The organism is Enterococcus sp. 12F9_DIV0723, assembly GCF_002174375.1.
Lineage (GTDB): Bacteria > Bacillota > Bacilli > Lactobacillales > Enterococcaceae > Enterococcus_A > Enterococcus_A gilvus.
This window is the reverse complement of record NZ_NIBK01000002.1, coordinates 833,926-856,321: the sequence shown is the minus strand read 5'-3', so window position 1 is coordinate 856,321 and position 22,396 is coordinate 833,926. Positions and strand designations below refer to the sequence as shown.

The 22,396-nt window shown below is 41.4% G+C and carries 23 protein-coding genes; 22 read left to right on the top strand and 1 reads right to left on the bottom strand.

Annotation, left to right across the window (positions count from 1 at the left end):
• Positions 1-436 precede the first annotated feature (436 nt).
• The 9 genes from A5868_RS17165 (at position 437) to A5868_RS17125 (ending at position 9,747) form a co-directional block, all read left to right on the top strand.
• Positions 437-3,115 (top strand): pectate lyase-like adhesive domain-containing protein, encoded by a 2,679-nt coding sequence (locus A5868_RS17165; RefSeq protein WP_086305100.1) that lies wholly within the window; start codon positions 437-439, stop codon positions 3,113-3,115.
• An 8-nt stretch (positions 3,116-3,123) separates the two neighbouring features.
• Positions 3,124-3,510, top strand: a complete 387-nt coding sequence (locus A5868_RS17160) for an LPXTG cell wall anchor domain-containing protein (RefSeq protein WP_086305099.1) — start codon at positions 3,124-3,126, stop codon at positions 3,508-3,510.
• Positions 3,511-3,580: 70 nt separating this feature from the next.
• Positions 3,581-4,210: a WxL domain-containing protein gene (locus tag A5868_RS17155; protein WP_441316145.1), complete on the top strand. Its 630-nt coding sequence runs from the start codon at positions 3,581-3,583 to the stop codon at positions 4,208-4,210.
• Between the two features lie 75 nt (positions 4,211-4,285).
• Entirely contained in the window at positions 4,286-5,065 is a 780-nt protein-coding gene (locus A5868_RS17150; protein WP_086305097.1) for a WxL domain-containing protein, read from the top strand.
• Positions 5,066-5,089: 24 nt separating this feature from the next.
• Positions 5,090-5,827, top strand: a complete 738-nt coding sequence (locus A5868_RS17145) for a WxL domain-containing protein (RefSeq protein ID WP_010779071.1) — start codon at positions 5,090-5,092, stop codon at positions 5,825-5,827.
• A gap of 69 nt (positions 5,828-5,896) precedes the next feature.
• The gene (locus tag A5868_RS17140; RefSeq protein ID WP_086305096.1) at positions 5,897-6,982 is read left to right on the top strand and encodes a DUF916 and DUF3324 domain-containing protein; all 1,086 of its coding nucleotides are present in this window, start codon (positions 5,897-5,899) and stop codon (positions 6,980-6,982) included.
• Between the two features lie 85 nt (positions 6,983-7,067).
• Entirely contained in the window at positions 7,068-7,721 is a 654-nt protein-coding gene (locus tag A5868_RS17135; protein ID WP_254908341.1) for a class A sortase, read from the top strand.
• A gap of 24 nt (positions 7,722-7,745) precedes the next feature.
• Positions 7,746-8,324, top strand: a complete 579-nt coding sequence (locus tag A5868_RS17130; RefSeq protein ID WP_086305094.1) for a hypothetical protein — start codon at positions 7,746-7,748, stop codon at positions 8,322-8,324.
• On the top strand, positions 8,305-9,747 hold the full coding sequence (locus A5868_RS17125) for a helix-turn-helix domain-containing protein (protein ID WP_086305093.1): 1,443 nt from the start codon (positions 8,305-8,307) through the stop codon (positions 9,745-9,747). Before A5868_RS17130 ends, A5868_RS17125 begins: the two co-directional genes overlap by 20 nt.
• Positions 9,748-9,872: 125 nt before the next feature.
• Here A5868_RS17125 and A5868_RS17120 read toward each other — a convergent pair whose 3' ends face one another.
• Entirely contained in the window at positions 9,873-10,292 is a 420-nt protein-coding gene (locus tag A5868_RS17120; RefSeq protein ID WP_086305092.1) for a GNAT family N-acetyltransferase, read from the bottom strand.
• 279 nt (positions 10,293-10,571) lie between these two features.
• Here A5868_RS17120 and A5868_RS17115 point away from each other — a divergent pair, with 279 nt between their 5' ends.
• The 13 genes from A5868_RS17115 to A5868_RS17060 all read left to right on the top strand — a co-directional run bounded on the left by A5868_RS17115 (position 10,572) and on the right by A5868_RS17060 (position 22,308).
• Positions 10,572-10,856 (top strand): PspC domain-containing protein, encoded by a 285-nt coding sequence (locus A5868_RS17115; protein WP_086305091.1) that lies wholly within the window; start codon positions 10,572-10,574, stop codon positions 10,854-10,856.
• 292 nt (positions 10,857-11,148) lie between these two features.
• On the top strand, positions 11,149-11,532 hold the full coding sequence (locus A5868_RS17110; protein ID WP_086305410.1) for a DUF805 domain-containing protein: 384 nt from the start codon (positions 11,149-11,151) through the stop codon (positions 11,530-11,532).
• Between the two features lie 17 nt (positions 11,533-11,549).
• A complete protein-coding gene (locus A5868_RS17105) occupies positions 11,550-11,804 on the top strand; it encodes a hypothetical protein (RefSeq protein WP_086305090.1) in 255 nt (84 codons plus the stop codon).
• A 28-nt stretch (positions 11,805-11,832) separates the two neighbouring features.
• Positions 11,833-11,976, top strand: a complete 144-nt coding sequence (locus A5868_RS17100; RefSeq protein WP_086305089.1) for a methanol dehydrogenase — start codon at positions 11,833-11,835, stop codon at positions 11,974-11,976.
• Between the two features lie 14 nt (positions 11,977-11,990).
• Positions 11,991-13,685, top strand: coding sequence for an oleate hydratase (locus A5868_RS17095; RefSeq protein WP_086305088.1), 1,695 nt, complete (start codon positions 11,991-11,993; stop codon positions 13,683-13,685).
• Positions 13,686-13,773: 88 nt separating this feature from the next.
• On the top strand, positions 13,774-13,935 hold the full coding sequence (locus A5868_RS19170) for a hypothetical protein (RefSeq protein WP_010779082.1): 162 nt from the start codon (positions 13,774-13,776) through the stop codon (positions 13,933-13,935).
• A gap of 23 nt (positions 13,936-13,958) precedes the next feature.
• Complete coding sequence (locus A5868_RS17090) at positions 13,959-14,528, top strand: Cna B-type domain-containing protein (RefSeq protein ID WP_086305087.1); 570 nt, start codon at positions 13,959-13,961, stop codon at positions 14,526-14,528.
• A gap of 160 nt (positions 14,529-14,688) precedes the next feature.
• Positions 14,689-16,134, top strand: coding sequence for an amino acid permease (locus tag A5868_RS17085; RefSeq protein WP_086305086.1), 1,446 nt, complete (start codon positions 14,689-14,691; stop codon positions 16,132-16,134).
• Entirely contained in the window at positions 16,115-18,604 is a 2,490-nt protein-coding gene (locus tag A5868_RS17080) for a YhgE/Pip domain-containing protein (protein ID WP_254908359.1), read from the top strand. The genes A5868_RS17085 and A5868_RS17080 overlap by 20 nt, the downstream gene beginning before the upstream one ends.
• Entirely contained in the window at positions 18,601-19,161 is a 561-nt protein-coding gene (locus A5868_RS17075) for a DUF308 domain-containing protein (RefSeq protein ID WP_010779086.1), read from the top strand. Before A5868_RS17080 ends, A5868_RS17075 begins: the two co-directional genes overlap by 4 nt.
• Positions 19,162-19,384: 223 nt before the next feature.
• The gene (locus tag A5868_RS17070; protein ID WP_086305084.1) at positions 19,385-20,365 is read left to right on the top strand and encodes a choloylglycine hydrolase family protein; all 981 of its coding nucleotides are present in this window, start codon (positions 19,385-19,387) and stop codon (positions 20,363-20,365) included.
• 31 nt (positions 20,366-20,396) lie between these two features.
• Positions 20,397-21,767: a glutamate decarboxylase gene (locus tag A5868_RS17065; protein ID WP_010779088.1), complete on the top strand. Its 1,371-nt coding sequence runs from the start codon at positions 20,397-20,399 to the stop codon at positions 21,765-21,767.
• Between the two features lie 28 nt (positions 21,768-21,795).
• Positions 21,796-22,308 carry a hypothetical protein gene (locus tag A5868_RS17060; protein ID WP_010779089.1) on the top strand — a complete coding sequence of 171 codons (513 nt, stop codon included), beginning with the start codon at positions 21,796-21,798 and terminating at the stop codon, positions 22,306-22,308.
• The last annotated feature ends 88 nt before the right edge of the window (positions 22,309-22,396 follow it).

Sequence of the window (22,396 nt, the reverse complement as noted above, 5' to 3'; positions counted from 1 at the left end):
CGTCGTGTCTTTAAACCGTTTTTTAACGAAAATAATTGTTATTTAATATTCTTGAGAATCTGAGAAAAGTGCTTACTATTTAGTAATCAGTACCTAATGTCTGTCTCTTATACACATCTAGATGTGTATAAGAGACAGGATTCGTCGTGTCTTTAAACCGTTTTTTAACGAAAATAATTGTTATTTAATATTCTTGAGAATCTGAGAAAAGTGCTTACTATTTAGTAATCAGTACCTAATGTTGTCTTTAGAGTATATAAAAATGTAATATGACAGACATTATTTTAATATTAATATAAAATGAATCTGCTTTTGGTTTTGTTAATAATAGACTAATATCACAAGTGTTATAACTAAATTACCAAATCTTTTAAAAAATAATATAAAAAATGGGCAAACGCTATGATAATATTTAGTTCGTAAAGGAGGTGAGAGAATGTTAAGACGCAAAATTAAAGTAGTCTTATTTTTAATCATTTTACTTCCATATTTCCAAGTTCCTCATGTGAATGCTGAAGAAACCACACAAGAAAGTACGCGTTCCACTGAGCAAACGGAGGTAGGAGATCTAAGTAATAGTATCCAATCTTCTACTGATGAGAGTAAAACAGATGATCGTGTAATGGAATCATCATCTGAAGACATACCGTCAGCAGAAACAAGTTCGACAGCTCCTCGTGATGAAAAGACAGAAAATTCTGAAAACTCAACAGATAAAACAGCGTCTTCGGAAACGAGTGAGAAGGAACCAGAAGCCAAAAAGGTAAAGATTCGAGCATTAGCAGCAAATGAAGCGGTCGTGGATAACTGGTCAGATTTTGTCAAAGCGATTCGGAATGAAACGATTACTAAGATATCCTTGTCCAAAAGCTTTGACAACCCAAGTGCTTCAGATGGGACCTTGTCGACTTACGCCAGAAAAAATGACCTGGAGATCGACGGTCAAGGGCACCGTGTTGATTTCAAAGATTCTTCCATCTATTTAGCTTCACCTCAAAATGCTACGGGTTCTTTTCATATGCATGATATCACCTTAAACCAAAGGTATGGCGGAGCGTATTCTGAAGACATCGTTGGGAACCGTTTAAATTATACTTTTGGAGCAAAATGGAAGTATCGCTTTGGGAATATCACAGCTGAATCTGGGGTACAACGATTAGCGAGGGCATCACACTCGGAAGTCAGAGTGTATGGCAATATGAACATCAATACCCGTGCTGAAAACTTTTACCTAGGAAGCTTAATCATGGAAGACGGCACGAACTATAAAGGAAACGTCAATTACTATGATTTCTCTGTATTTTGGTACAACGTACGTGCTAGCGCTGGATCAACGGGGGCTTCAAGAGAATTCACGATAGGAAAAAATTGTCATGTTGATGTTGGTCAAACACAAACGACAGGGCGAACCTATCCAGCAGTTTACAGCTATTATTTAGCGCTGACGGTTGGAGAGAACAGTGTATTCAACGTAGACATGCCTGGGAATGCGGTACGTTTTGATGATACTGGTGCGGGAATGACGATCAAAAAAGGCGCAGTTGTCAATCTAACAAGTAAACAATTGGCCGGGTCGATCGTTGCATTTAGTGCCAACAATACGTATTTAAACGCGGAGCCGGGAAGTTTCTTTTATGTGATCGGAACAAGTAATCAACCGTTGATCAATATGGCAGCGAACGGTATAGGAACTGGGAGTGTCAGTCGAACGGGGAACTCCTTCACGTTGAACAGTCCTGCTCAATATGATTTGAGAAACCTGAATAACTCGCAAATCGCGGTTAATGTCGCGTATGGAAGTGAAGCGAACAATACGTTTTCAATTCTAGATTCAGATGTTGATCTTTGGAAGGTTGGCGTGCCTGTTTTAGGCCCGTCAAGTGAAACCTATGCGAAAGTACCGAGTTTGAAAGTTACGGGGAGTGGTTCGAGAGAGGCTGTGACGACATCCGTTGCTGGATTGGACCAATTCAAGCAGGCGAACTATCGCCGAATTTCAGGGATGAACCAAGATCCTAAAATCGAATGGACACCTGTGACAGATGCCGATAAGACGATCAAAGGCCGAGTAATTATTGGTGAAGTACCCGATAACAATGGTTTGGTTGGCGGGGAGATCAAGTATATTCCTGTGTATGCGTCAGAAAACCAGGCGAAGGTGAAACTGACAGATACAAACGGGAATGTCCGAGACAATCTACTGACAGATAAAAATGGCTATGTCTCTTACACAGACACAAGCACACCCGTCAAATTCCAAAAAGCTGGAGAAAATATCTCAGGAATCGCAGAACGCGGACCTTGGATCACACCAACACCAATCACTACCACTGTCATCGATGTTACACCACCAGAACCTGCGAAAGTCGATCATGCGGATGGCATCCAAAGCATTACGAAGCAATTAACAGGAACTGGGGAACCTAACAGTATTATAACATTTACCGTCAATGGTCAACCATCTGGAATTCCTGGGCAATTAGTAGGAGCCGATGGGAAATGGACGATTGATATATCAACGATACAAATTACACGAGGAGATGTCTTACAATTCTTCTTGCAAGACCAGAGCGGTCCGATCACGGTATTAAGCGAGGCGGACCGACCAAGTACGAATAATTCAATTGGTAATATTAATCCTAAAACAGATATGACTTATCGTGACGCAACATTTAAAGCGGGTACGAAGATCACAGTAGTAGGAAGTTTATCATTAGTTTCCGTTCCCAATGGACTGGAATTTGGTAGTAATTCTGTTTCGAACAAATTGGAGACCTATCGTCCAACAGCTACAGGTACTCTTGTAGTCTCCGACACACGAGGCGGAGCAAGAAAGCCTTGGCGATTGACGTTGAGCCAATCTGAAACACTAAAAAATGGGACGATCTCTTTAGAGGATGCTTTATATTATACGTCGACATTAGGTGAAAAACCGATCACCACAGCTTCGCAAATCGTAGAATCCGGATCATTTTCTTCTGATGGCTCCAAGGATATTTCCGCTGGATGGACAGGAAACAACGGCTTCAAGTTGAGTGTCCCCGTTGAAAAGCAACGGGTGGGTGAATATTCAGGAAAACTCTCATGGCAATTAGAAGATGTTCCAGGAAATTAGGTGAGTAGATGAAACGATTAGCTATAAAAAGTTTGCTACTAATAGTGTTGCTGTTTACTGCTGTTCCGGCTTTTGCCGCAGATGCGGAATATGATAGCAATGGGGTTACCGCCTTTTATGGAAAATATGAGTATCCTAAAAAGCCCACAAAAAAAGAGGAATCCCAAAAAGATGGCGGTTCTGCCGCTGTTCCTGAACAGGGCGCTCAGGAATCTGGACATTCAACGACGGGCTATGCCGGCGCGTTACCTTCCTATAAAGGAGAAGGAACGATCATTCCAGCTACAGGGGATACTTCAAATGTGGTCACCTCATTGATCGGCGTTGTCTTGTTAGCATTTGTTTTCTTCAAGCTAAAGGAGGGCGAGAACACTGAAACACATACCATTCGTTAGTATTTTTCTGATGGTCTCGCTTCTATTTATTGGAGGAACGGGCGTACATGCAGAAGATACGAACACACATATGAAGTATCAAAGTGGTGGGGGAACGACAACAAAACCACTTGACCCGCTGCTCCCAGATCCTACAAAGCCAGTTGTTCCTGTTGATCCGACAAATCCAGTTGGACCGCCGGCAGGTACAGGCGGCAGTTTATCTCTTGATTTTTCTTCAAGTATCCAATTCGGGAATCAAGCGATCTCTACGAAGGATGAGACCTATTATGCTCATGCACAAGAATACACTGATTTTGACGGTGTTAAGAAAAAGGGTCCAAACTATGTACAGGTCACAGACGTTCGAGGAACGGGTAGTGGATGGAAGTTAGGAGTCAAACAAAACGGTCAGTTTCAAACTTCTGAATCTCAAAAATTAAACGGTGCTGAATTGATATTTACTCAAGGTGGAATGATCTCGAATCTTTCAAATGCGTATGCACCTGTTGCAAGCGGCGGATTTTCTTTACCGCTTGATGCGGAGATCAATGTAATAACAGCCGACGCAGATAAAGGATTCGGAACATGGCTGTACCGTTTTGGGACCAACGAAGCCACAGGTGGACAAGCGATTCAGTTGAAGGTTCCTGGGAAAACAGTCAAATACGCGAAAAAGTATCAAACAACAGTAACATGGACATTAAAAGATGTTCCTTAAAATAACAGTCGTTTCCGCTTTTTTATGAATGAAAAATTTCGGCAACGACACTAAAAGATGTGAGGAGAAAAAAAGATGAAAAAAGTAAGGTTAATGACCGTTGCGACACTTGCAGCACTATCACTTTCAACAGTCGGCGGTGTTATTTCACATGCAGCAGACACAGATTACACATCAAATGGTGCGGTGGAATTTATTCCAAATCCAGATCCAACAAAACCAGTGGACCCCACTGATCCTGATCCGTCTAAACCGGTCGAACCGGTCGATCCAACAGATCCAAATGGTCCGAATCCAGGAACCGATGGTCCGTTATCCATCGACTATGCGTCATCACTTGATTTTGGTGTAAATAAGATCACCAATAAAGATGAAGTGTACTATGCAAGAGCACAACAATTTAAAGACGGCAGTGCAGCAAAGCCAAACTATGTTCAAGTCTCAGATAACCGTGGAAGTAACGGCGGATGGACGTTGAAGGTAAAACAAAACGGTCAATTCAAAGCGGCAAGCACATTGAATGATACGTTAACGGGCTCAGCGGTTAAATTGGTTAGTCCGACGGTTGCCAGCAATTCGACAGCCGTACATCCTAAAGCGGCAGCAACGATTTCCTTAGATCCTGCTGGTGCAGAAAGTATGGTTATGTCAGCGAAAACAAATCAAGGTGCAGGAACCTACGTCAATCGTTGGGGAACGGCTGAATCAGTAAAGGAAAAAGACAAAGATGGCAAAGAAGTCGATGCAGACGTGACAAAAGCAATCACTTTGTCTGTACCCGGCAGCACACCGAAAGATGCTGTGAAATACAGTACAACATTGACATGGAGCTTATCTGACGTACCTGGCAATTAATTCAAATAAAAGGAGACTATCACAATGAAAAAATTTGGTTCTTTATTTCTAGCAACAGCTATTTTAGCAAGTATTGGCTTGAGCACAACAACAACTTTTGCGGCAGATGGCGGCAATTACGACACAAACGGGGTCATCACATTTACACCTAATACAGACCCAACAAATCCAGTCGATCCAACGGATCCAACGAAACCAGTTACGCCAGTCGATCCAACAGACCCAACAGGTCCTAAACCAGGAACGAATGGCCCATTATCGATCGATTATGCATCAAGCTTAGATTTCGGAACACAAAAAATCACCTCAAAAGACGAAGTATACAAAGCAAAAGCGCAAAAATATCTTGATAAAGACAGCAATGAAAAAACTGGTCCTAACTTTGTCCAAGTAACAGATAACCGCGGAACAGAAGCAGGTTGGACATTGCAAGTAAAACAAAACAGCCAGTTTAAAACAGAGGATGCAAAAGAATTGACCGGGGCTGAAGTAACATTTAAGAACGGAAATGTCGTTACAGCATCCGATTCAGCAAAACCTACGGGTAAAGCGACGATTGTTGCCGATCCAACTGGTGAATTACAAGACGTCATGGCTGCAAAAGCAGGCCAAGGTGCAGGAACCTATTTAAATAACTGGGGAACCGACGCAACTACAGGTGCCAACAGCATTGAATTAAGCGTACCTGGTTCAACAACAAAATATGCGAAAAAATATTCAACAACCTTCACGTGGGTACTAACCGACGCACCTGGAAACTAATCATAACTATTTAATTGAAGAAGGGGTGCTTCTTGCATCCCTTTCTTTCAATGAAAGGAAAACTAGACAATGAAGTATAAAAAAATAACATCGCTATGTATCGCTTTTTTTAGTTTATTAATGGGAACAACCGCTGGCTATGCCTCAGAATTTAATTTTGCAGTGACACCAAAAGCCTCAGAAAACCAAATTGATAAAAACAAAACCTACTTTGACTTGATGCTTTCACCAGATCAAAAAGAAACATTGACCGTTGATTTGCGAAACGACACAGATAAAGAAGTTGTCGTGGAAGCACAAATCAACAGCGCCACGACTAACGGTAATGGCGTTGTAGAATACAGCAAGAATACGATCAAACCCGATCCTTCACTAAAATACAACTTAAAAGAGTACGTAGAAGCACCATCGGAGATCACATTAAAACCAAAATCTGCTGCCGAATATAAAGTGAACATACATATGCCGAATGAAAAATTTGACGGTGTTATTGCTGGAGGAATCACGTTCAAAGAAAAACAATCGGAAGAAGCGAAAGCATCATCAGATAACAACGATAAAGGTTTAGCGATCAAAAATGAGTATTCCTATGTCGTGGCTTTGTTGATGCGTCAAACAACAGAAAACGGCTCTCCAGATTTGAAATTGAATAGCGTCGATCCAAATCAGCGTAATGCACGGAATGTTATTCAGGGAAATCTTCAAAATCCGAATGGGACGTATTTAAATAACTTAGCAACAAAAACAATCATCACCAAAAAGGGAAGTTCAGAAGCACTTTATACCGATGAAAAATCAGAAATGCAAATGGCCCCAAATTCGAACTTTAATTTATCGGTTCCGTTGAACGGAGAACGTCTGCAAGCTGGAGAATATACGATGAAAATCGAGGCTTACGGTCAAAAAGAATCGGATGGCACATTTAAATTCAAAGAAAAAGGTGCGCAAAAAGAAGAGGCTTTTCGTTATCATTGGTCCTTAGAAAAGGACTTCGAGATCAAAGCAGATGTAGCGAAAAAATTGAATGACTCAGACGTCACGATCAAGAAGGATCACACATGGATCTATATTCTGATTGGTATTTTATTACTATTGTTGATTCTTTTGTTCTTAGTATGGCGCAAGAAAAAAAATGACAAAAAAACTGAGGATTAGCTTAATACTGATTTATTGTCTAGCGATTAGTTTCTTATTTTTACCATTCATGAAACAGGCACTGCTTATTTACAGAACGCAAGAAGTGACCATCAAGACAACTTATACGAGTGAAAAGGCGGCTGAAGTTCCCTTAGAGGCAGTGCAGCCGCCAGATCTGGCAGATGTACTCGCCTTTCAGCGAGACCAGACATTTCAAGCATCTGGACAACTTATCATTCCGAACGTCGACATAGGGCTCCCCGTCTTTTCAGGTGTAACGAATCAAGAAATTTTAGTTGGTGCAGGAACCTTGTTTCCAGAACGAACGCCTGAAAATCACAATGTGGTATTGATTGGTCATCATTTGGGAAAAGAGAGCTTATTATTTGGTAAGCTGCTGAATGTATCAATTGGAGATTCTATATTTTTTGAAGATGCAAGCGGCTTTTATCAATACATTGTAAGTGAAACGAAAATTATTGATCAAACAGACCTGCGTGTCTTAGATGATCATGGGATGTCCGAGATCACTCTGATTACTTGTGACAAGCCGACGCAGACGAAGCAACGGTTTATCGTGAAGGGGCAGTTGTTTAAAAAACCGGGTCAAATGACGAAACAAAAAATAGTTCATGATAAACAGGAAATGATTAGGAAAAAGAAACAAAATAATAGGTTATATTGTATAATTGTCGTAGTTTCATTTTTATTTTGTTTATTAGTTGGTATCAAAATAATCACTAAAGTCAGTGATTAAGTTTCGGAAAAGGAGAGTGACAGAATGAAAAAAATGGTCACGCGGTCGATGGTGTTCGCGTTGGGTGCATCGATTTTTCTTTTTTCTGAACACGTATTTGGCAATACGGTCATCTATGATCCCTTAGATCCTCAAAATACGATCACTCCAATCACCGAGCATGAGGTATCTAGCGAAAGCGCAAAGATAGATGGGCAAATTGAATTAGAGGAAACAGAGACTACTAGCGCCCAAACGACTTCGGAGACAAAAAATACTTCGGAAAAAGAACAAGAGGAGACACACCAAGAGTATCCAGATCACCTGCATGTTCCGACACCTGAGCGGAAAAAGGAAAATAGACAATCGACAGATTTTCCCCCTGACGATCCCTATCTTCCTATGAAAAAAAGACATCCTGAAAATCAAGTATTGATTCTTAATGAGGCGTTCTTTTCACAAGAACAGGTGGTCACACCTCCAAACGGGGGCGATGGAGGAAGCGGCGCACCAAATGATTTTCCTGATATCGCGCAGAGTGCTTATCTTTTGTCTGGAGTCGTATTGTATGGGGAAGCAAATGGTAAATTACAGGCGAGAGTGAGTGATCGTTTTGCTAGATAATTTTTTGGCAAAGGAAGAATGGCGGAAGTATCAATTGTTGAAAAAGGTCGAACGAAGTCCTTACTTTGCCTTGACAAAGAAGGAACTGTCCGATGACCTGGAAATGTCAAATTACGTCTTGAAAAGTACGATCGATCAATTGGTTCTTGATTTGGAGCGATTTGGCTTGGCGAAGGAGATCCACCTTTTTGTAGAGGAGCCTTTTGTTCAAGTCGAAAGTACTGGGACGGCGAATTCAGATACCTTGTTGGAAAATTATGTCAAAGAATCGATAAGCTTCAATATTTTATTAGGGGCGAGTTTAGAGAAGTTTAAATCTCTGAATGAATTCTCAGAAAAAAAAACGATCAGTTATCCGATCGCCCACAGCACGTATAAAAAATTGAATCACTATCTTAAGGATTTTGAGCTTCAGATTGATAAAAAGTTTCGGTTAACAGGCAAAAGTGAGAAAAATATTCGACTCTTCTTAACGGAACTCTTTGCACGGATATACAGAGGGCAAGAGGATATTTTCACTTCGTCTGACAGAAGTTTGATTCAAGCCAAGCTGCAGATGTTCGATAGCGCTCATTTTACGGTCCATGAAAAAAACAATTTGATGTACTATTTATATGTGACCAATTTGCGAATTCAACAGAAAAAGTACATCAGTGAAAAACGAACGGCCAATCTACTAATTGAAAATTTCAGTCAAGAGCTTTCCGATACATTTTTTAGAAGGGTTCCTGACACATTTCGCGAAGCAGAGGTCTACGCGTTTTTTTGCTATTATGCGACCTGTTCGGAATCGTTGGATCAAGAGTTATCGCCAGCGGACGATTCTTTGGTTACCGCTTGGAGCCAAGATCTGTTAGTCAGTCTATCGAAAGTATTTCCTAAAATTGCGAATAACCCAGAAAATCAGAAGGCGTTTATGGCACGTAGCCGCTTTTTGCATTTTCAATTACTTGAGACAAGTTTGGCTTATGAAGCCATTCAACCAGAGATCAACATCATTTATTTTCAACAAAATTATCCCGCGCTTTTGGAATTTTGTGGAAACTATGTGAAAGAAATGCAGCAAACGAATCCTGAGTTATATAGAAAAAAGAAACAGGTACTCTTCCAGTACTTATTTCTAATTTTGGATGCTTTCCCAAAGAATGTGCTGTTAGAAACCATCAAAGTATACGTTGATTTTTCCTTCGGGCATTTGTATAACCAATTTATTATGGAAAATATCGGTTTTTTCCACCAAGTCGGTGCTGAGATCACGACAACTATTACCGAGGCGGACATCCTGCTAACGGACTCCAGAGATCTAGGGAGCCTTTACAAGAAAGAATGCATCGTTTGGTTAGCACCGCCTAGACCGCTGGATTGGGCTAATTTGGGTCAAAAAATTATTCAAAAAAGAGCAGATACTGAGAGAGACAAATAAGACCAAACAATGACGAACATTGGATTTCTTTTCAGAAAGTAAACGAAAAAACCGCGCAGCGATCGTAGAATTACTACTACGAGGCTGAGCGGTTTTTTTGTGGGTCTGTCCATAAGGCTGCACAACTATTTATAAATCATATTCCAATAGGGATCTTGAACTGCTACTTCATTGATCTTTTCCCAGCCTTCTTTTTCATAGAAGGCAAGAGCGGGGGTGTTTCGTGACAAACACTTTAAGGTCATCGGCAGATGCAAGGACTGCTTGGACTTTTCTAACAGGAGATGACCAGTGCCTTGTCCTTTGAATCGAGGATCAATGAATAAACAATGGATAAAATTATCTGGAGGATACAAAGAAATAAACCCAATAATTCGTTGGTCGAGCGCAGCAATAAAGACATGTTCTTCTTTGGTATCATAGTCAAAATCTGCTAGATGCATTGTTTCTGGATCGTTCCAATAAAAGGCCACTCGGCGACTGTCTAGGTAAAGTTGACGCAGTGACGGTTTATCTGTTTCCTTCATTTCGCGAATATGGATCATTGAATTCCTTCTTTCTCGTTTAGTTAGGAGTATAATTGTCTGTCATTTTAAGTTCTAGCGTCTAAACTGTCAACTGTTTGGATAGGTAAGGAACTTCCATGTGTGAGAATAACGAAAAACTACTACCAAATGCTAAATAAAAAATACTCCTTTAGGCCTATGACGAAAAGAGAAAAAAACGGCATACTATAGTCATAAGAGAAAGAGACCTAGTGAGTGGAACTCGCTACTATAAATCGGGCCCCATCTATTTGGGAGAAAAAAGGAGAACTGATTCAGATGAAAAAAATGACGAAATCAAAAGATAACAAGGTATTGACAGGAACATTGGCAGGGATTGCGGAGTACTTCGGGATTGATCCTACGATTGCACGTGTGGTCTTTGTGTTATCCATCTTCCTTTTAGAAGGTTCGCCAATTATATTGTATCTTCTGTTTGCCTTCTTTATTCCTTCAGCAGACAACAGCGAAAGAGCTTCATATAAGAAAGCATATGCTCGACCTGCTGAAAGTCAGCCAAAACAAGCGGATGCGGTGGCAGAAGATACATGGAGTGATTTCTAACAACCGGCAGTTTTAAATGAGCAACGAATGAGTTGCTTCTATATAAATACAAAAAAGAAGCGGACCTTCAGAAGGGTTCGCTTCTTTTTTGTTTGAATGGGAACGACTCTTTCTTTTTCGCTTGGGAAAAAAATGTCGTTTTATCAGACAAAAGTGGTTCTTTTGAAGGGGAGAAAATGCCGTATTATTTCCTTATCAGCTAAACGAGGTGATCAAAATTGCAGGAATAAAAAAAACAAGCACCTTCACAAAAGATACAGAAAAAACAAATGATAGAAAGAAGACGGTCTTCATGAAAAGCTTACTTGAATTTTGGACAGATATGTTCAAGTGGCAGTACACGGCTTCAAGAAAACAATACTGGCTTCCAACAATCGTATACAGTGTGTTGTTCGACAGCTTATTCTATCGTACAGGCATCGCATTGACAGGCTTTTCTTATCTCACATTAGAAAATGCAAACATGTTTGTACTCAGCCTTGGAGTGGTTTTGTTCATCGCACAACTTTCCCTTACGATTCGTCGGTTACATGACACCAATCATTCCGGTGCCTGGCTATTGATGGGATTGATCCCGATCGTTGGTTGGCTCCTCTTGATCTACATGTTATGCCAACCGACCAATGAAGCAGCTGGTGCCAATTATTCAACCTATTTAAATCAATCAATTCGATAAAAGAAGGAGTGGTCATTATGACAAACTATGAAAACAAAGAAATGAAAACTGTAGAAGAAGTAGCTCAAACACTAGAAAAAATGGATAAAAAAATAGCGGAATTGAATTCATTGGATCAACAGCCTAAAAAACACACATTAAAAAAATGGGTGTTAGAAAAAGAAACGCTGCACGAGATCAAACACATTTTGCACGAAGCCGATCGTTATGAGAAATACGACGAAAAAGAAATGGCTGAATTTGAAAAGGAAATGGATTCATTCACTTTTTAATCACTAAAAAAAGAAAGAAGATGACGGTATGAAAAAGAATTTATTAAAAGCAGGAATCAGTTTTGGATTAGTCACACTAGGCATTCTCTATGCGGGTAAAAAAACAGGATTACTCGAAAATGACAGCTCACTATACGATGAATACGATTCAACAAAAGAAATGAACCACTGAGAGGAGAAGGAAAAATGCAAAAAAAGAAAGCTATTATGATCGGTGCGGGGATCGCCAACATGGCGGCAGCCGTTTACCTTATTCAAGAAGGAAAATGGAACGGAGAAGATATCACGTTCTATTCTTTAGACAATCACGGATCAAATGATGGTGCGCCTACAGACACTGTCACAGATGAATACTGGAATAAAAATCATCCTATGGAAAATAGAAAAGGGTATGTTGCCCGCGGCGGACGTATGTTGAACTACCGCACGTACGTAGATCTTATGGATTTGTTGAGCCGTATCCCTTCAGCGACCGAACCTGGAATGACAGCGGAAGAAGATACTCGGGATTTCGATTCGAAACATCCGACATTTGACAAAGCACGCTTATTAGAAGGCGAACACGGCATTTTAGATGCTGGAAAATTAGGCTTTAATCATTTGGATCGTAAATTGTTGACCGCGTTGATCGCGATGCCTGATTCAGAAGAGGAAAAACTGGATAATTTAACAATCGAAGACTATTTCAAAGACGATCCCCATATGTTTGAAACGAATTTCTGGTATATGTGGGAAACGACCTTTGCTTTTCGGACAAAGAGCTCCGCGCAGGAATTCCGTCGTTACATGCATCAAATGATTTACGAATTTACGCAAATCGAGCATTTAGTAGGTGTCAATCGGACGCGTTACAACCAATTTGAAAGCATCATGCTGCCGTTGATCCAATATTTGGAAGCGCAAGGCTGTAAGATCGTACTGGATCGTCTTGTGACGGACTTTGATTTTAAACAAACAAAAATGCAGGATGAGATCACTGTAACAGGAATCAAAATGATCAATACCTTGGATGACACTGAACAATACATCTCAGTGGATGAAGACACAGCGGTTCTATTTACGAACGGTTCCATTACAGATTCAGCAACGTTAGGCGATTATGATGCGCCGGCTCCTGAAGATATGGACTATGGTGCTGCATCAAGCTTATGGAAGAATATTTCAAATGAATTTTATAATCTGGGAAATCCAGACAAATTCTTTGCGGACCGTGATGCCAGCGAATGGGTCAGCTTCACATTGACCTCAAAAGACCATGTATTGTTGAATGAGATCGTACGTATTACGACGCAGCAGCCGGGAAATGCCTTGAATTCATTTATTTCTACCGAGGCGATTACACCTTTAGGTCAGAAGGATGTTCGGATGTCGATCGTGGTCCATCATCAACCACATTTCACATCACAAAAAGAAAATGAAACTGTTATTTGGGGGTATTTCCTTTATCCTCGTCGCGAAGGTGAATTCATCAACAAGCCCTACATTGATATGACTGGGAAAGAAATGGCGCAAGAATTGATCGGTCAATTGAGCAAAGTCGACCCTGGTCCAATCAATATTCGCGAAAAAGAAACGGAAATTTTGGAGGGGATCGTGAACTGTATTCCCGTATATATGCCGTATGCGTCTGCCCTGTTCAACAATCGTGCCAAAATCGATCGTCCGAAAGTAATCCCTGAACATTCAACAAACCTAGCTTTTACAGGTGAATTTGTGGAACAACCGTATCAAATGATCTTTACAGAACAAAGTGCGGTCCGCTCAGGTGAAATCGCCGCCTTCCACTTTGCTGGGGTTCCGATGTCTAAGCTTGTAAAAACACCACGCTATGACAAGGACATTCCGACATTGTTAAGAGCCGGAAAAAAAATGTTTGATTAATAGAATGAGAAGGGGGGACTGCGTTCTTTCCCCCTTCGCTTTTTGTAAAGATATCACTTGATACATAGAATAGAGAGGAAATGAAGTCATGAAAAAACAACAGCGAAATAGAGAATACCACGTAGCATTAAATACAAAAGAGAATGAATTTATCGTTTACGATTCGTGTGATGCGTCTATCTACGCAACGGGCGTAACGATCGAAGAAGCCATCAAAAACTATACGCATTTAAAAAATCACACCCATTGACGCACGTTTGAAAGGAGTGTCCTATGAAAAATCATGTGAAAAAAACGCTAGAGAGAGTGACCATCCTCGTTATGCTGATTGTCTTTTTATTGGTATTTGGGCGAAAAGCGATCATTCGAGAAGATGTTCATCTGACTGCGGAGAGCTTTGTCAAAACCATAGAATTGGATCAAAACAACAAGCCGTCTGATTCGAGACCCAAGAAGGAAACAGCAGAGAAGATCCAACGTCTCTCATCCACTGCGTTGCCGCCGAAAGAGAATGAAGAAAATTACTATATTGATTGCACTTGGTCCGACAGCAACAATGAATCCGGAGATCGACCTAAGCAAGTGAGTCTAGACTTGGTCAATGAGGAAGAAACAGAGGTCTATTCTTATACCGTATCAGAAGGAGATGAATGGCTGAAGAAAACAGAGAAACCGCTGGCAACGAGCGATTACAAAGTTTCGGTTGATGTCCCGAAAGGATATGACTGTAGTTGTCAGAAGAAGCAGCGAAAAAATTATTGTCTGATCTCTCTCCTGTTAACACGCATTGAAGGGGAAAATCAGAACGTTGAAGCAGCGAATGCTGATCCAGAATATGAATGAAACGAGTAAAAACGTCAAGCGATGTCTTTACTCTTTTTTTTTTTGCTTTTTTCTAAGAATAAAAAAATTGTCCAGTATTCCGACAAGATTCAGAAAAAAACATAAGGTGATTTGAACTAAACTATGGTTATAAAATAACTCGTTTGAGAGGGGAAAAGAAATGGATAAAAAACATATGATGTCTAAATTTGCCTTTTTTTCAATGACAGCTTCACTGTTTATTACGGTGTATGAATACCCGACATTTGCGACAGTTGGCAAGTCGTTGATATTTTTCTTATTGTTATGTGGATTAGGGTGGTTTTTACCGGTCGCGTTGTGTTCTGCGGAATTGGCGACGATCGAAGGGTATCAAGAAGGAGGAATCTACAGCTGGGTAGGAAAGCCATTAGGAGAAAAGTATGGGTTTGCGGCCTTGTTTTTTCAATGGTTCCAAGTTACCGTCGGCTTTGTAACGATGATCTATTTTATCGTCGGAACGTTATCTTATGTATTGGAGATCCCAGCGATGAACGATGATCCCGTATTCAAATTTCTCTGTGTGGTAGGTATTTTTTGGCTGCTGACCTTGTTGCAGCTAAGAGGAACGGAAACGACGGCCAAGCTGGCGAAGTACGGCTTCAGTATCGGGATCGTTTTGCCTGTGCTTGTTTTATTTATATGCTCGATTCATTACTTTGCGTCAGGGCATCAGGTTTCTCGAAGCTTTACGGAGTCCTCCTTTTTGCCAAGAGGAAAAGATATTGCAGCACTGACTTCTTTCGTGTTGGCCTATATGGGCGTGGAGGCTTCCGCGACACATTTCGCAGATTTGAAAGATGCGAAGCGCGCGTATCCTAAGCTGTTGATGGTCTTGGTCGTAGTAGGGATTCTAATGAGTACGATCGGCGGAAGCATCGTTTCGATGGTATTAAGCGGAAAAATTTCTTCAAACGAAGGTGTGATGGATACAGCGGCACAATTGATTTCTCCAGGACATATCGGATTAGGTGTAAAACTTATAGGCTTTTTGATTTCTTTTGGGATCTTAGCCCAGGTTAGTTCATGGATCGTTAGTCCTACTGAAGGGCTACAATTTGCTGCAACGAAAGGGTTGCTGCCAAAATCCTTGGCAGAAAAAAATAGAAACGATGTCCCTGTGAGAATTTTGATCATTCAAGCCATCGTTGTGACGCTTTGGGCGGCCTTGTTAACACTAGGTTCAAGCAGCGGCGGCGGAAATGTCGGCTTTCAAACAGCCATTTCTTTAACAGTCGTGATCTATTTGAGTGCGTATATTTTGTTTTTTATTTCCTATTTTAAGGTATTGAAGAAAAAGAAAGCGTTGAAAAGAGAGTTTGAGATTCCCGGACCTGACTGGGTGAAGCACCTCGTCGCAGGAGCCGGCTTAGTGATCTCGATCGCGGCTGTAGTCACAGCCTTTATTGTTCCGACAACGATCGATAAAGCTGACAGCTCCATTTATTTAATGAGTTTGATTGTAGGTTTTGTTGTTACATTAGCAATTCCATTTCTCTTTTATCATTTTTACGCTGTACCAAATCGTCAGAAAGAAGAAAAAGTAAAGGAGGACTGGCTACGTGAACATGGTAAAGAGAGAATTTAAAAACTTACTGAAGAATAAAATTTTATTGATCTCAGTGATCGCGATCACTTTTATTCCGATTATTTATACATCGATTTTCGACAAGTCTCTTTGGAATCCTTACGGCGGGATCAAAAACCTGCCAGTAGCAGTAGTAAATGAAGATGAGGACACCGAGCTAATGGGGCAAAAAGTCGCAATAGGCGATCAGGTCGTCGCGAATCTGAAAAAGAATCGGGCGCTGGATTGGCATTTTGTTTCTAAGAAAGAGGCAGAAAAAGGGCTGAAAGAGATGGATTACTACATGATCATCACGCTTCCAAAGAACTTCTCCCAATCAGCAGCCAGCATCATCAACAATGATCCTGAAAAGATGGAGATCATTTATACCACCAATGATTCGTATAACTATATAGGAAAGGAAATTTCCGAAGTGGCCGCGAATGAACTGAAGATAAAAATTCGGGATCAAGTCGTCAAGGCCTACGCCAGTGCGGTGGATACGGAAGCCAATAAGATGCTGGCAGGGTTATCTCAGGCGGCGAATGGCTCAAATGAACTGTCCTCCGGGTCTGGTCAGTTGGCGACAGGGATCAAGGCCTACACGAATGGTGTCGGACAAGCCGAGGCGGGGGCTGGAAAGCTATCCAAAGGAACCGCCGAATTGGCGGAATCTGTGCAGCCTTTATCATCAGGTGTGGCACAATTGGATGCAGGTTCTCAGAAAATGAGTCAGGCATTAAACAAAGTGACCGACATGATCCAATCCAATCAGACCAAAATCTCTGAATTGGATGCTGGAGTGGCGACGTTATCGATCGCTGCCGATGACATGGCCAATGCACTGCAAAACTTTGAAAATCAGTTACCCCCTAATGTCCGTACACAACTTTCTGGACAGATAGATGCGGTCTCTGCTCAGATGGAGGCGTTATTGACGAATGCCAGCGAGTTAAACAAATTGTCGATCGACTCTGCGCAATTAGAGAAAGAAGATCAAGAAATCTCACAAAAACTGATGCTTATGACCGAAGGATTGGCTGATGTCAACCAATCGATCGATACTCAAATCAGTGACTTGATCCGAAGCAACGAAGAAATCTCAGACAGCACGAAAGCGGCATTGATAAAAAATCTAAACGCGATCGTTGATGCAAATCTGACCAATTTAGAGAAGTCGATGACTGCGAAGGTCGAGGATATAAATAGAAATTTAGTTGTTTTATCAAAAACTGTCGCCGCCTTGGCGCAACAGGCGAATGAGATGAGCGCTGTCACCGAGGGGATGAGCAAGAATGCTGGAAATGTCCAGCAAACATTAAATGAAATAAAAAAAGGGAACCAGCAGGTCGAAGCAGCGTTGTCTGAAGTTCCAGCGTCTGAAAATGCCCAAACGATGGTTCGTCAATTAAAACAAGTCAGCGGCTCATTAAATACGGCAGCCAAAGACATTCCAACCGCGATCGCGGGAGTGGAAGAATTGGCATCCGGCAGCAATCAGTTGACCGGTGGGCTGAACGAGCTGCAAGGCAAGCTTCCAGAGCTAGACAGCGGTGTCGCACAATTAAATTCGGGCGCAGGACAATTGTCTGACGGTCTCGATGAGCTGACAAGCAAATCACCTGAGCTTGTCTCGGGAATCAATCAATTAAAAGCTGGCGCGGCAGAATTATCCAGTGGATTAGATGCGGGTGTTGCGAAGGCAAAAGATGTAAAGGTGACCCACAAAACGATTGATCAATTCGTTGATCCTACAGGATTGAAGAACAAGCGCTACAGTAAAGTCAATAATTACGGTGAAGCCTTGGCTCCATACATCATGTCCTTGGCACTATTCGTAGGATGTATGCTGTTCAATTTCGTCTATCCAATCAGAAAAACAGCGATGGATGGCCAATCCAGCAAAAATTGGTGGCTAAGCAAAGTAAGTTTGGGATTTGTCGTTTCTAGTTTGATGGCATTGATTCAAGTAACGGTGATGCTGTTGCTGGGATTGCCGGCCTACAGTATTGGCTTGCTTTACATTACGGCACTGATAACTGCATGGAGCTATATGTCGATCGTCATGTTCTTAGCGATGACATTTGATAACCCAGGACGGTTCGCAGCGATGATTCTATTGGTCTTGCAACTTGGTGGGGCTGCCGGAACATTCCCGATCCAAACACAAGGGGCCTTCTTCCAATTGATCCATCCGTACCTGCCGATGTCCTACTCGGTGTATGCCTTTAGAAATGCAATCGCAGGCGGGATCAGTCACCAATTAGTGACGAAGAGCTATACGATCCTACTTGTTTTAGCCGTGCTCTTTATCGCATTGCTGCGTGTCTCTATGAATTATCTGCAAAAAAATCATTTACACGATGTTTCGTTATTGAATGACAATCAAAAGCTGCTGGCGCTAGAACAAAATGACGAGGAACGTTTGTCTACTCAAGTTGCGCAAAATGTAGCGAAAGAATCGAAAGGAAAGGAGGAGAATCCATCATGAAAAAAATAAAAGACTGGGTGAAATCGTATCGGTTTTTGCAGATTTTGACAGGGATCATCTATTTGATCATGGCGTTATTGGCGATGCGTTATACAGATAATACGATCGTCGAGTCCATTCAATTAGTAGGGGTTTTCTCGTTGATAAAAGGCTTCTTCGAGATTATCAATCGCAATAAAATCTCTAAGCGCACGAAACACAATCAGTATTCGGCACTAGTGATCGGGTTTGTAGACTTGATGATCGGTATCGTATTAGTGGTGAATACGTCTCTCAATTTGACGATGCTTTCCATGTTGTTCGGCTTTTGGTTTATCTGTGATTCGGTTATTTCATTCTTTTTACTGGATCTGGCAAAATCGATCGCATTGCCGTATTACTACCTTTCGTTGATCGTAGATTTGATTGGCTGCTTGATGGGGCTGTTGCTGCTGATTGGCGGCGGCTCGTTGATCGTCAATACGCCATCTTTGATTGGCAATTACTTTTTACTATTTGGCTTTACAAAAATCATCGGCGGCGTTATCAATGTGGAAAATCTCCATTCCGTTCGCTAAACCAATGGTACAAACGGACTACGATTTGTAAAAAACTGAATGAGGGAGCAGGGCGCATTTCTATAGAGATGCGTCTTGTTTTTTCATTCAAATCCAGTGAGAAAAGCCACGTTATTTATAAAAATATTTTGTCGCGAAATACGACAAGATGCGTTAATTACTTAGGGGGTTTCTGCACTAGAATAAATAGTGTAATAAATAACCAAACAAGGAGAGATTCATTATGTGTACAAGTATTTTTATAACAACAAACGACAAGAAACATCTATTAGCTAGGACGATGGATTTTTCATATCCAATCGATGCGCAACCTCTATATCTTCCAAGAGATTATAGTTGGGCATCTGCCAGCGATGGAAAAAAATGGACCAATCAGTTCGGCTTTTTAGGAACAGGTGCAGACCTTGGAGAAGATTACTTTGTGTGTGACGGCGTGAACGAAGCAGGGCTTTCGGTAGCGGAACTTTACTTGCCGGGAGAGGCCGTTTATCAAGAAAAATCAAATCCTGAAAAGACAAACCTTTGTCCTCATGAATTCATCACATGGATTTTAGGAAACTTTTCTTCGATCGATGCATTAAGAGAGGCGATAGAAGACATCAATTTAGTAGATATTGCTGTACCTATCTTAGGATTCGTAACGCCGCTGCATTGGATCATCACAGATACAAACGGCAAGTCCGTTGTCATTGAACCAACCGAGGAAACACTTCATTTTAAAGAAGACCCCGTAAACGTTATGACGAATACGCCTCAATTGGAATGGCATTTGGAAAACTTGAGAAATTATTTGGATGTGCGTCCGAAGCAATATGAATCAAAAGAGTTTGATCATTTTCAAGCGACACCCTTTTCTCAAGGGACAGGAACTTCAGGCTTGCCAGGTGGGTATACACCGCCAGAACGATTCGTCCGGGCAACATTTTTCAAAGAACACATTGAAGATGCGAAGGATGAAGATGAAGGAGTCATGAATGCTTTAAATATCTTGGCCCCTGTGACGATTCCTAAAGGTGTCGTAATAAAAACAACAGGTGAGACCGATTATTCACAATTCATCAGCATTATGTGCAACGAAAGCAAAACGATCTATTACAAAGATTATGCGAGCAACGGTATTACAAAAGTAGTCATGTCCGACGAACTTTTGAATAACACAGAGGTTCAACGATTTGAGGTAGCGAAAGCACCTAAATATAACTAAACAAAGTGAAGAATTTAGAGGGGGAACGATCATGGATAACATTATTCCATTATTTGGATCAAAACAAGCAAGCGAGAATGTCATTATCGACAAGTTAAATAAGGAACCAGTATCACCAGACTGTGCCTATCGATTGGTGAAGGATCAGTTGATCGATGAAGGGAATGCGCGACAAAACATGGCAACCTTTTGCCAAACATATATGGAACCAGAAGCAACAAAACTGATGGCGGAGACGTTTGAAAAAAACGCGATCGACAAATCAGAATACCCCAGCACGGCAGAGGTCGAGCAAGCGTGTGTCAATATTATTGCGGATCTTTGGAACGCGCCGGATAAAGAAAAAATGATCGGCACATCTACCGTCGGCTCCAGCGAAGCATGCATGCTAGGCGGGATGGCGATGAAATTCAAATGGCGTGATGAAGCAGTGAAGCGCGGTGTTGATCTAACGAAACAACGTCCGAACTTGGTCATTTCTTCTGGCTATCAAGTCTGCTGGGAAAAATTCTGTGTCTACTGGGACATCGATTTGCGAACGGTACCGATGGATGAAGAACACATGAGTCTGGATGCAGAAAAAGTAATGGACTACGTGGATGAGTATACGATCGGTATTGTAGGGATCTTGGGCATCACTTATACAGGGAAATACGATGACATTCAAGCGTTAGACAAAAAGGTAGAAGCCTTTAATAAAGAAACGGGACGTGAACTCGGTATCCATGTGGATGCGGCAAGCGGCGGCATGTTCGCTCCTTTTGTCACACCAGAATTAGAATGGGATTTCCGATTGAAGAACGTGGTATCCATCAATACCTCTGGACACAAGTATGGCTTGGTTTACCCCGGAATTGGTTGGATCATTTGGAAGGATCGAAAAGATTTACCGGAAAAGATGGTCTTCAATGTCAGCTACCTTGGTGGCGAAATGCCGACGATGGCGATCAATTTTTCTCGAAGTGCCAGTCAAATCATTGGCCAATACTATAATTTTTACCGATTTGGATTCGACGGCTATAAAGAGATCCATAAGCGGACCCGTAAAGTTGCGATGAAGGTGTCTGAAGCAATCGAACAAACAGACCTCTTTGACATTTACAACAACGGCGATAATATTCCGATTATTTGCTACAAGCTGAAGGAAGATGCGGACGTGAACTGGAACCTCTATGATTTAGCGGACAGATTACAAATGAGAGGTTGGCAGGTTCCGGCGTATCCGTTACCTGAAGATTTAGACAACATTATCATTCAACGATTTGTCTGTCGCGGCGATTTCGCGATGAATTCTGCCAATGCACTGATCAAAGATATCCATGCGGCGATCAAAGAGCTGAATGCAGCGAATGTCTCGATGCACGCGAATGAAGGAAAACACACACAAGGATTTACCCACTAAAACGTGAAGAAAGAAAGGAAGATTTATAATGAAAAAAATTGCATTGATCACTTATAAAAATAACTCAGATGCCTATGAAGCATTATCGAAATTGAAGACACTATCAAATGGGACCACAGTAGAGATCAAGCAGGCAGCGATCATTGAGAAAAGCTCTGACGAAAATGGCTTCTCCATCAAAGACAGCCTGGACTTTGAAAGCGGCAATCGAATTGCTACAGGCGGGTTGATCGGAGCGATCGTAGGAATTTTAGGCGGCCCATTAGGCGTATTGTGCGGCTGGGTCGTAGGCGATATTGCCGGTATCGGAACAAATTATGTAAAAACAAAAAGAAACAATACGATTTTCGATAAGGTCAGTCAACGTTTGAACCCCGGGGATCAAGGATTGCTTGTTTACATGGATGAAACTAATGAAGAGTTGGTCGACATCATGCTCGTGGATAACTTAGGCGGCGAGATTCGTCGTTACAGCTACCAAAATGTCAAAGAAGACATTCGCCATGCAACGAGCTGCTTGAAAGAAGAAGTCAATAACTAAGACGCGAAAAAAGTACACCTTACTAAGTGAATTTTGGTCACTTGATAGGGCGTACTTTTCTTTCGTTTATTGAAGAAATCGGAAGGAT

Excerpts from the sequence above, each read along its gene's own strand:
- A5868_RS17080 (WP_254908359.1), top strand. The coding sequence starts at position 16,115 with ATGGTAAAGAGAGAATTTAAAAACTTACTGAAGAATAAAATTTTATTG.
- A5868_RS17145 (WP_010779071.1), top strand. The coding sequence starts at position 5,090 with ATGAAAAAATTTGGTTCTTTATTTCTAGCAACAGCTATTTTAGCAAGT.
- A5868_RS17120 (WP_086305092.1), bottom strand. The coding sequence starts at position 10,292 with ATGATCCATATTCGCGAAATGAAGGAAACAGATAAACCGTCACTGCGT.
- A5868_RS17095 (WP_086305088.1), top strand. The coding sequence starts at position 11,991 with ATGCAAAAAAAGAAAGCTATTATGATCGGTGCGGGGATCGCCAACATG.
- A5868_RS17140 (WP_086305096.1), top strand. The coding sequence starts at position 5,897 with ATGAAGTATAAAAAAATAACATCGCTATGTATCGCTTTTTTTAGTTTA.
- A5868_RS17105 (WP_086305090.1), top strand. The coding sequence starts at position 11,550 with ATGACAAACTATGAAAACAAAGAAATGAAAACTGTAGAAGAAGTAGCT.
- A5868_RS17130 (WP_086305094.1), top strand. The coding sequence starts at position 7,746 with ATGAAAAAAATGGTCACGCGGTCGATGGTGTTCGCGTTGGGTGCATCG.
- A5868_RS17060 (WP_010779089.1), top strand. The coding sequence starts at position 21,796 with ATGAAAAAAATTGCATTGATCACTTATAAAAATAACTCAGATGCCTAT.
- A5868_RS19170 (WP_010779082.1), top strand. The coding sequence starts at position 13,774 with ATGAAAAAACAACAGCGAAATAGAGAATACCACGTAGCATTAAATACA.
- A5868_RS17165 (WP_086305100.1), top strand. The coding sequence starts at position 437 with ATGTTAAGACGCAAAATTAAAGTAGTCTTATTTTTAATCATTTTACTT.
- A5868_RS17115 (WP_086305091.1), top strand. The coding sequence starts at position 10,572 with ATGAAAAAAATGACGAAATCAAAAGATAACAAGGTATTGACAGGAACA.
- A5868_RS17150 (WP_086305097.1), top strand. The coding sequence starts at position 4,286 with ATGAAAAAAGTAAGGTTAATGACCGTTGCGACACTTGCAGCACTATCA.
- A5868_RS17070 (WP_086305084.1), top strand. The coding sequence starts at position 19,385 with ATGTGTACAAGTATTTTTATAACAACAAACGACAAGAAACATCTATTA.
- A5868_RS17155 (WP_441316145.1), top strand. The coding sequence starts at position 3,581 with ATGAAGTATCAAAGTGGTGGGGGAACGACAACAAAACCACTTGACCCG.
- A5868_RS17160 (WP_086305099.1), top strand. The coding sequence starts at position 3,124 with ATGAAACGATTAGCTATAAAAAGTTTGCTACTAATAGTGTTGCTGTTT.
- A5868_RS17075 (WP_010779086.1), top strand. The coding sequence starts at position 18,601 with ATGAAAAAAATAAAAGACTGGGTGAAATCGTATCGGTTTTTGCAGATT.
- A5868_RS17085 (WP_086305086.1), top strand. The coding sequence starts at position 14,689 with ATGGATAAAAAACATATGATGTCTAAATTTGCCTTTTTTTCAATGACA.
- A5868_RS17065 (WP_010779088.1), top strand. The coding sequence starts at position 20,397 with ATGGATAACATTATTCCATTATTTGGATCAAAACAAGCAAGCGAGAAT.
- A5868_RS17100 (WP_086305089.1), top strand. The coding sequence starts at position 11,833 with ATGAAAAAGAATTTATTAAAAGCAGGAATCAGTTTTGGATTAGTCACA.
- A5868_RS17090 (WP_086305087.1), top strand. The coding sequence starts at position 13,959 with ATGAAAAATCATGTGAAAAAAACGCTAGAGAGAGTGACCATCCTCGTT.
- A5868_RS17110 (WP_086305410.1), top strand. The coding sequence starts at position 11,149 with ATGAAAAGCTTACTTGAATTTTGGACAGATATGTTCAAGTGGCAGTAC.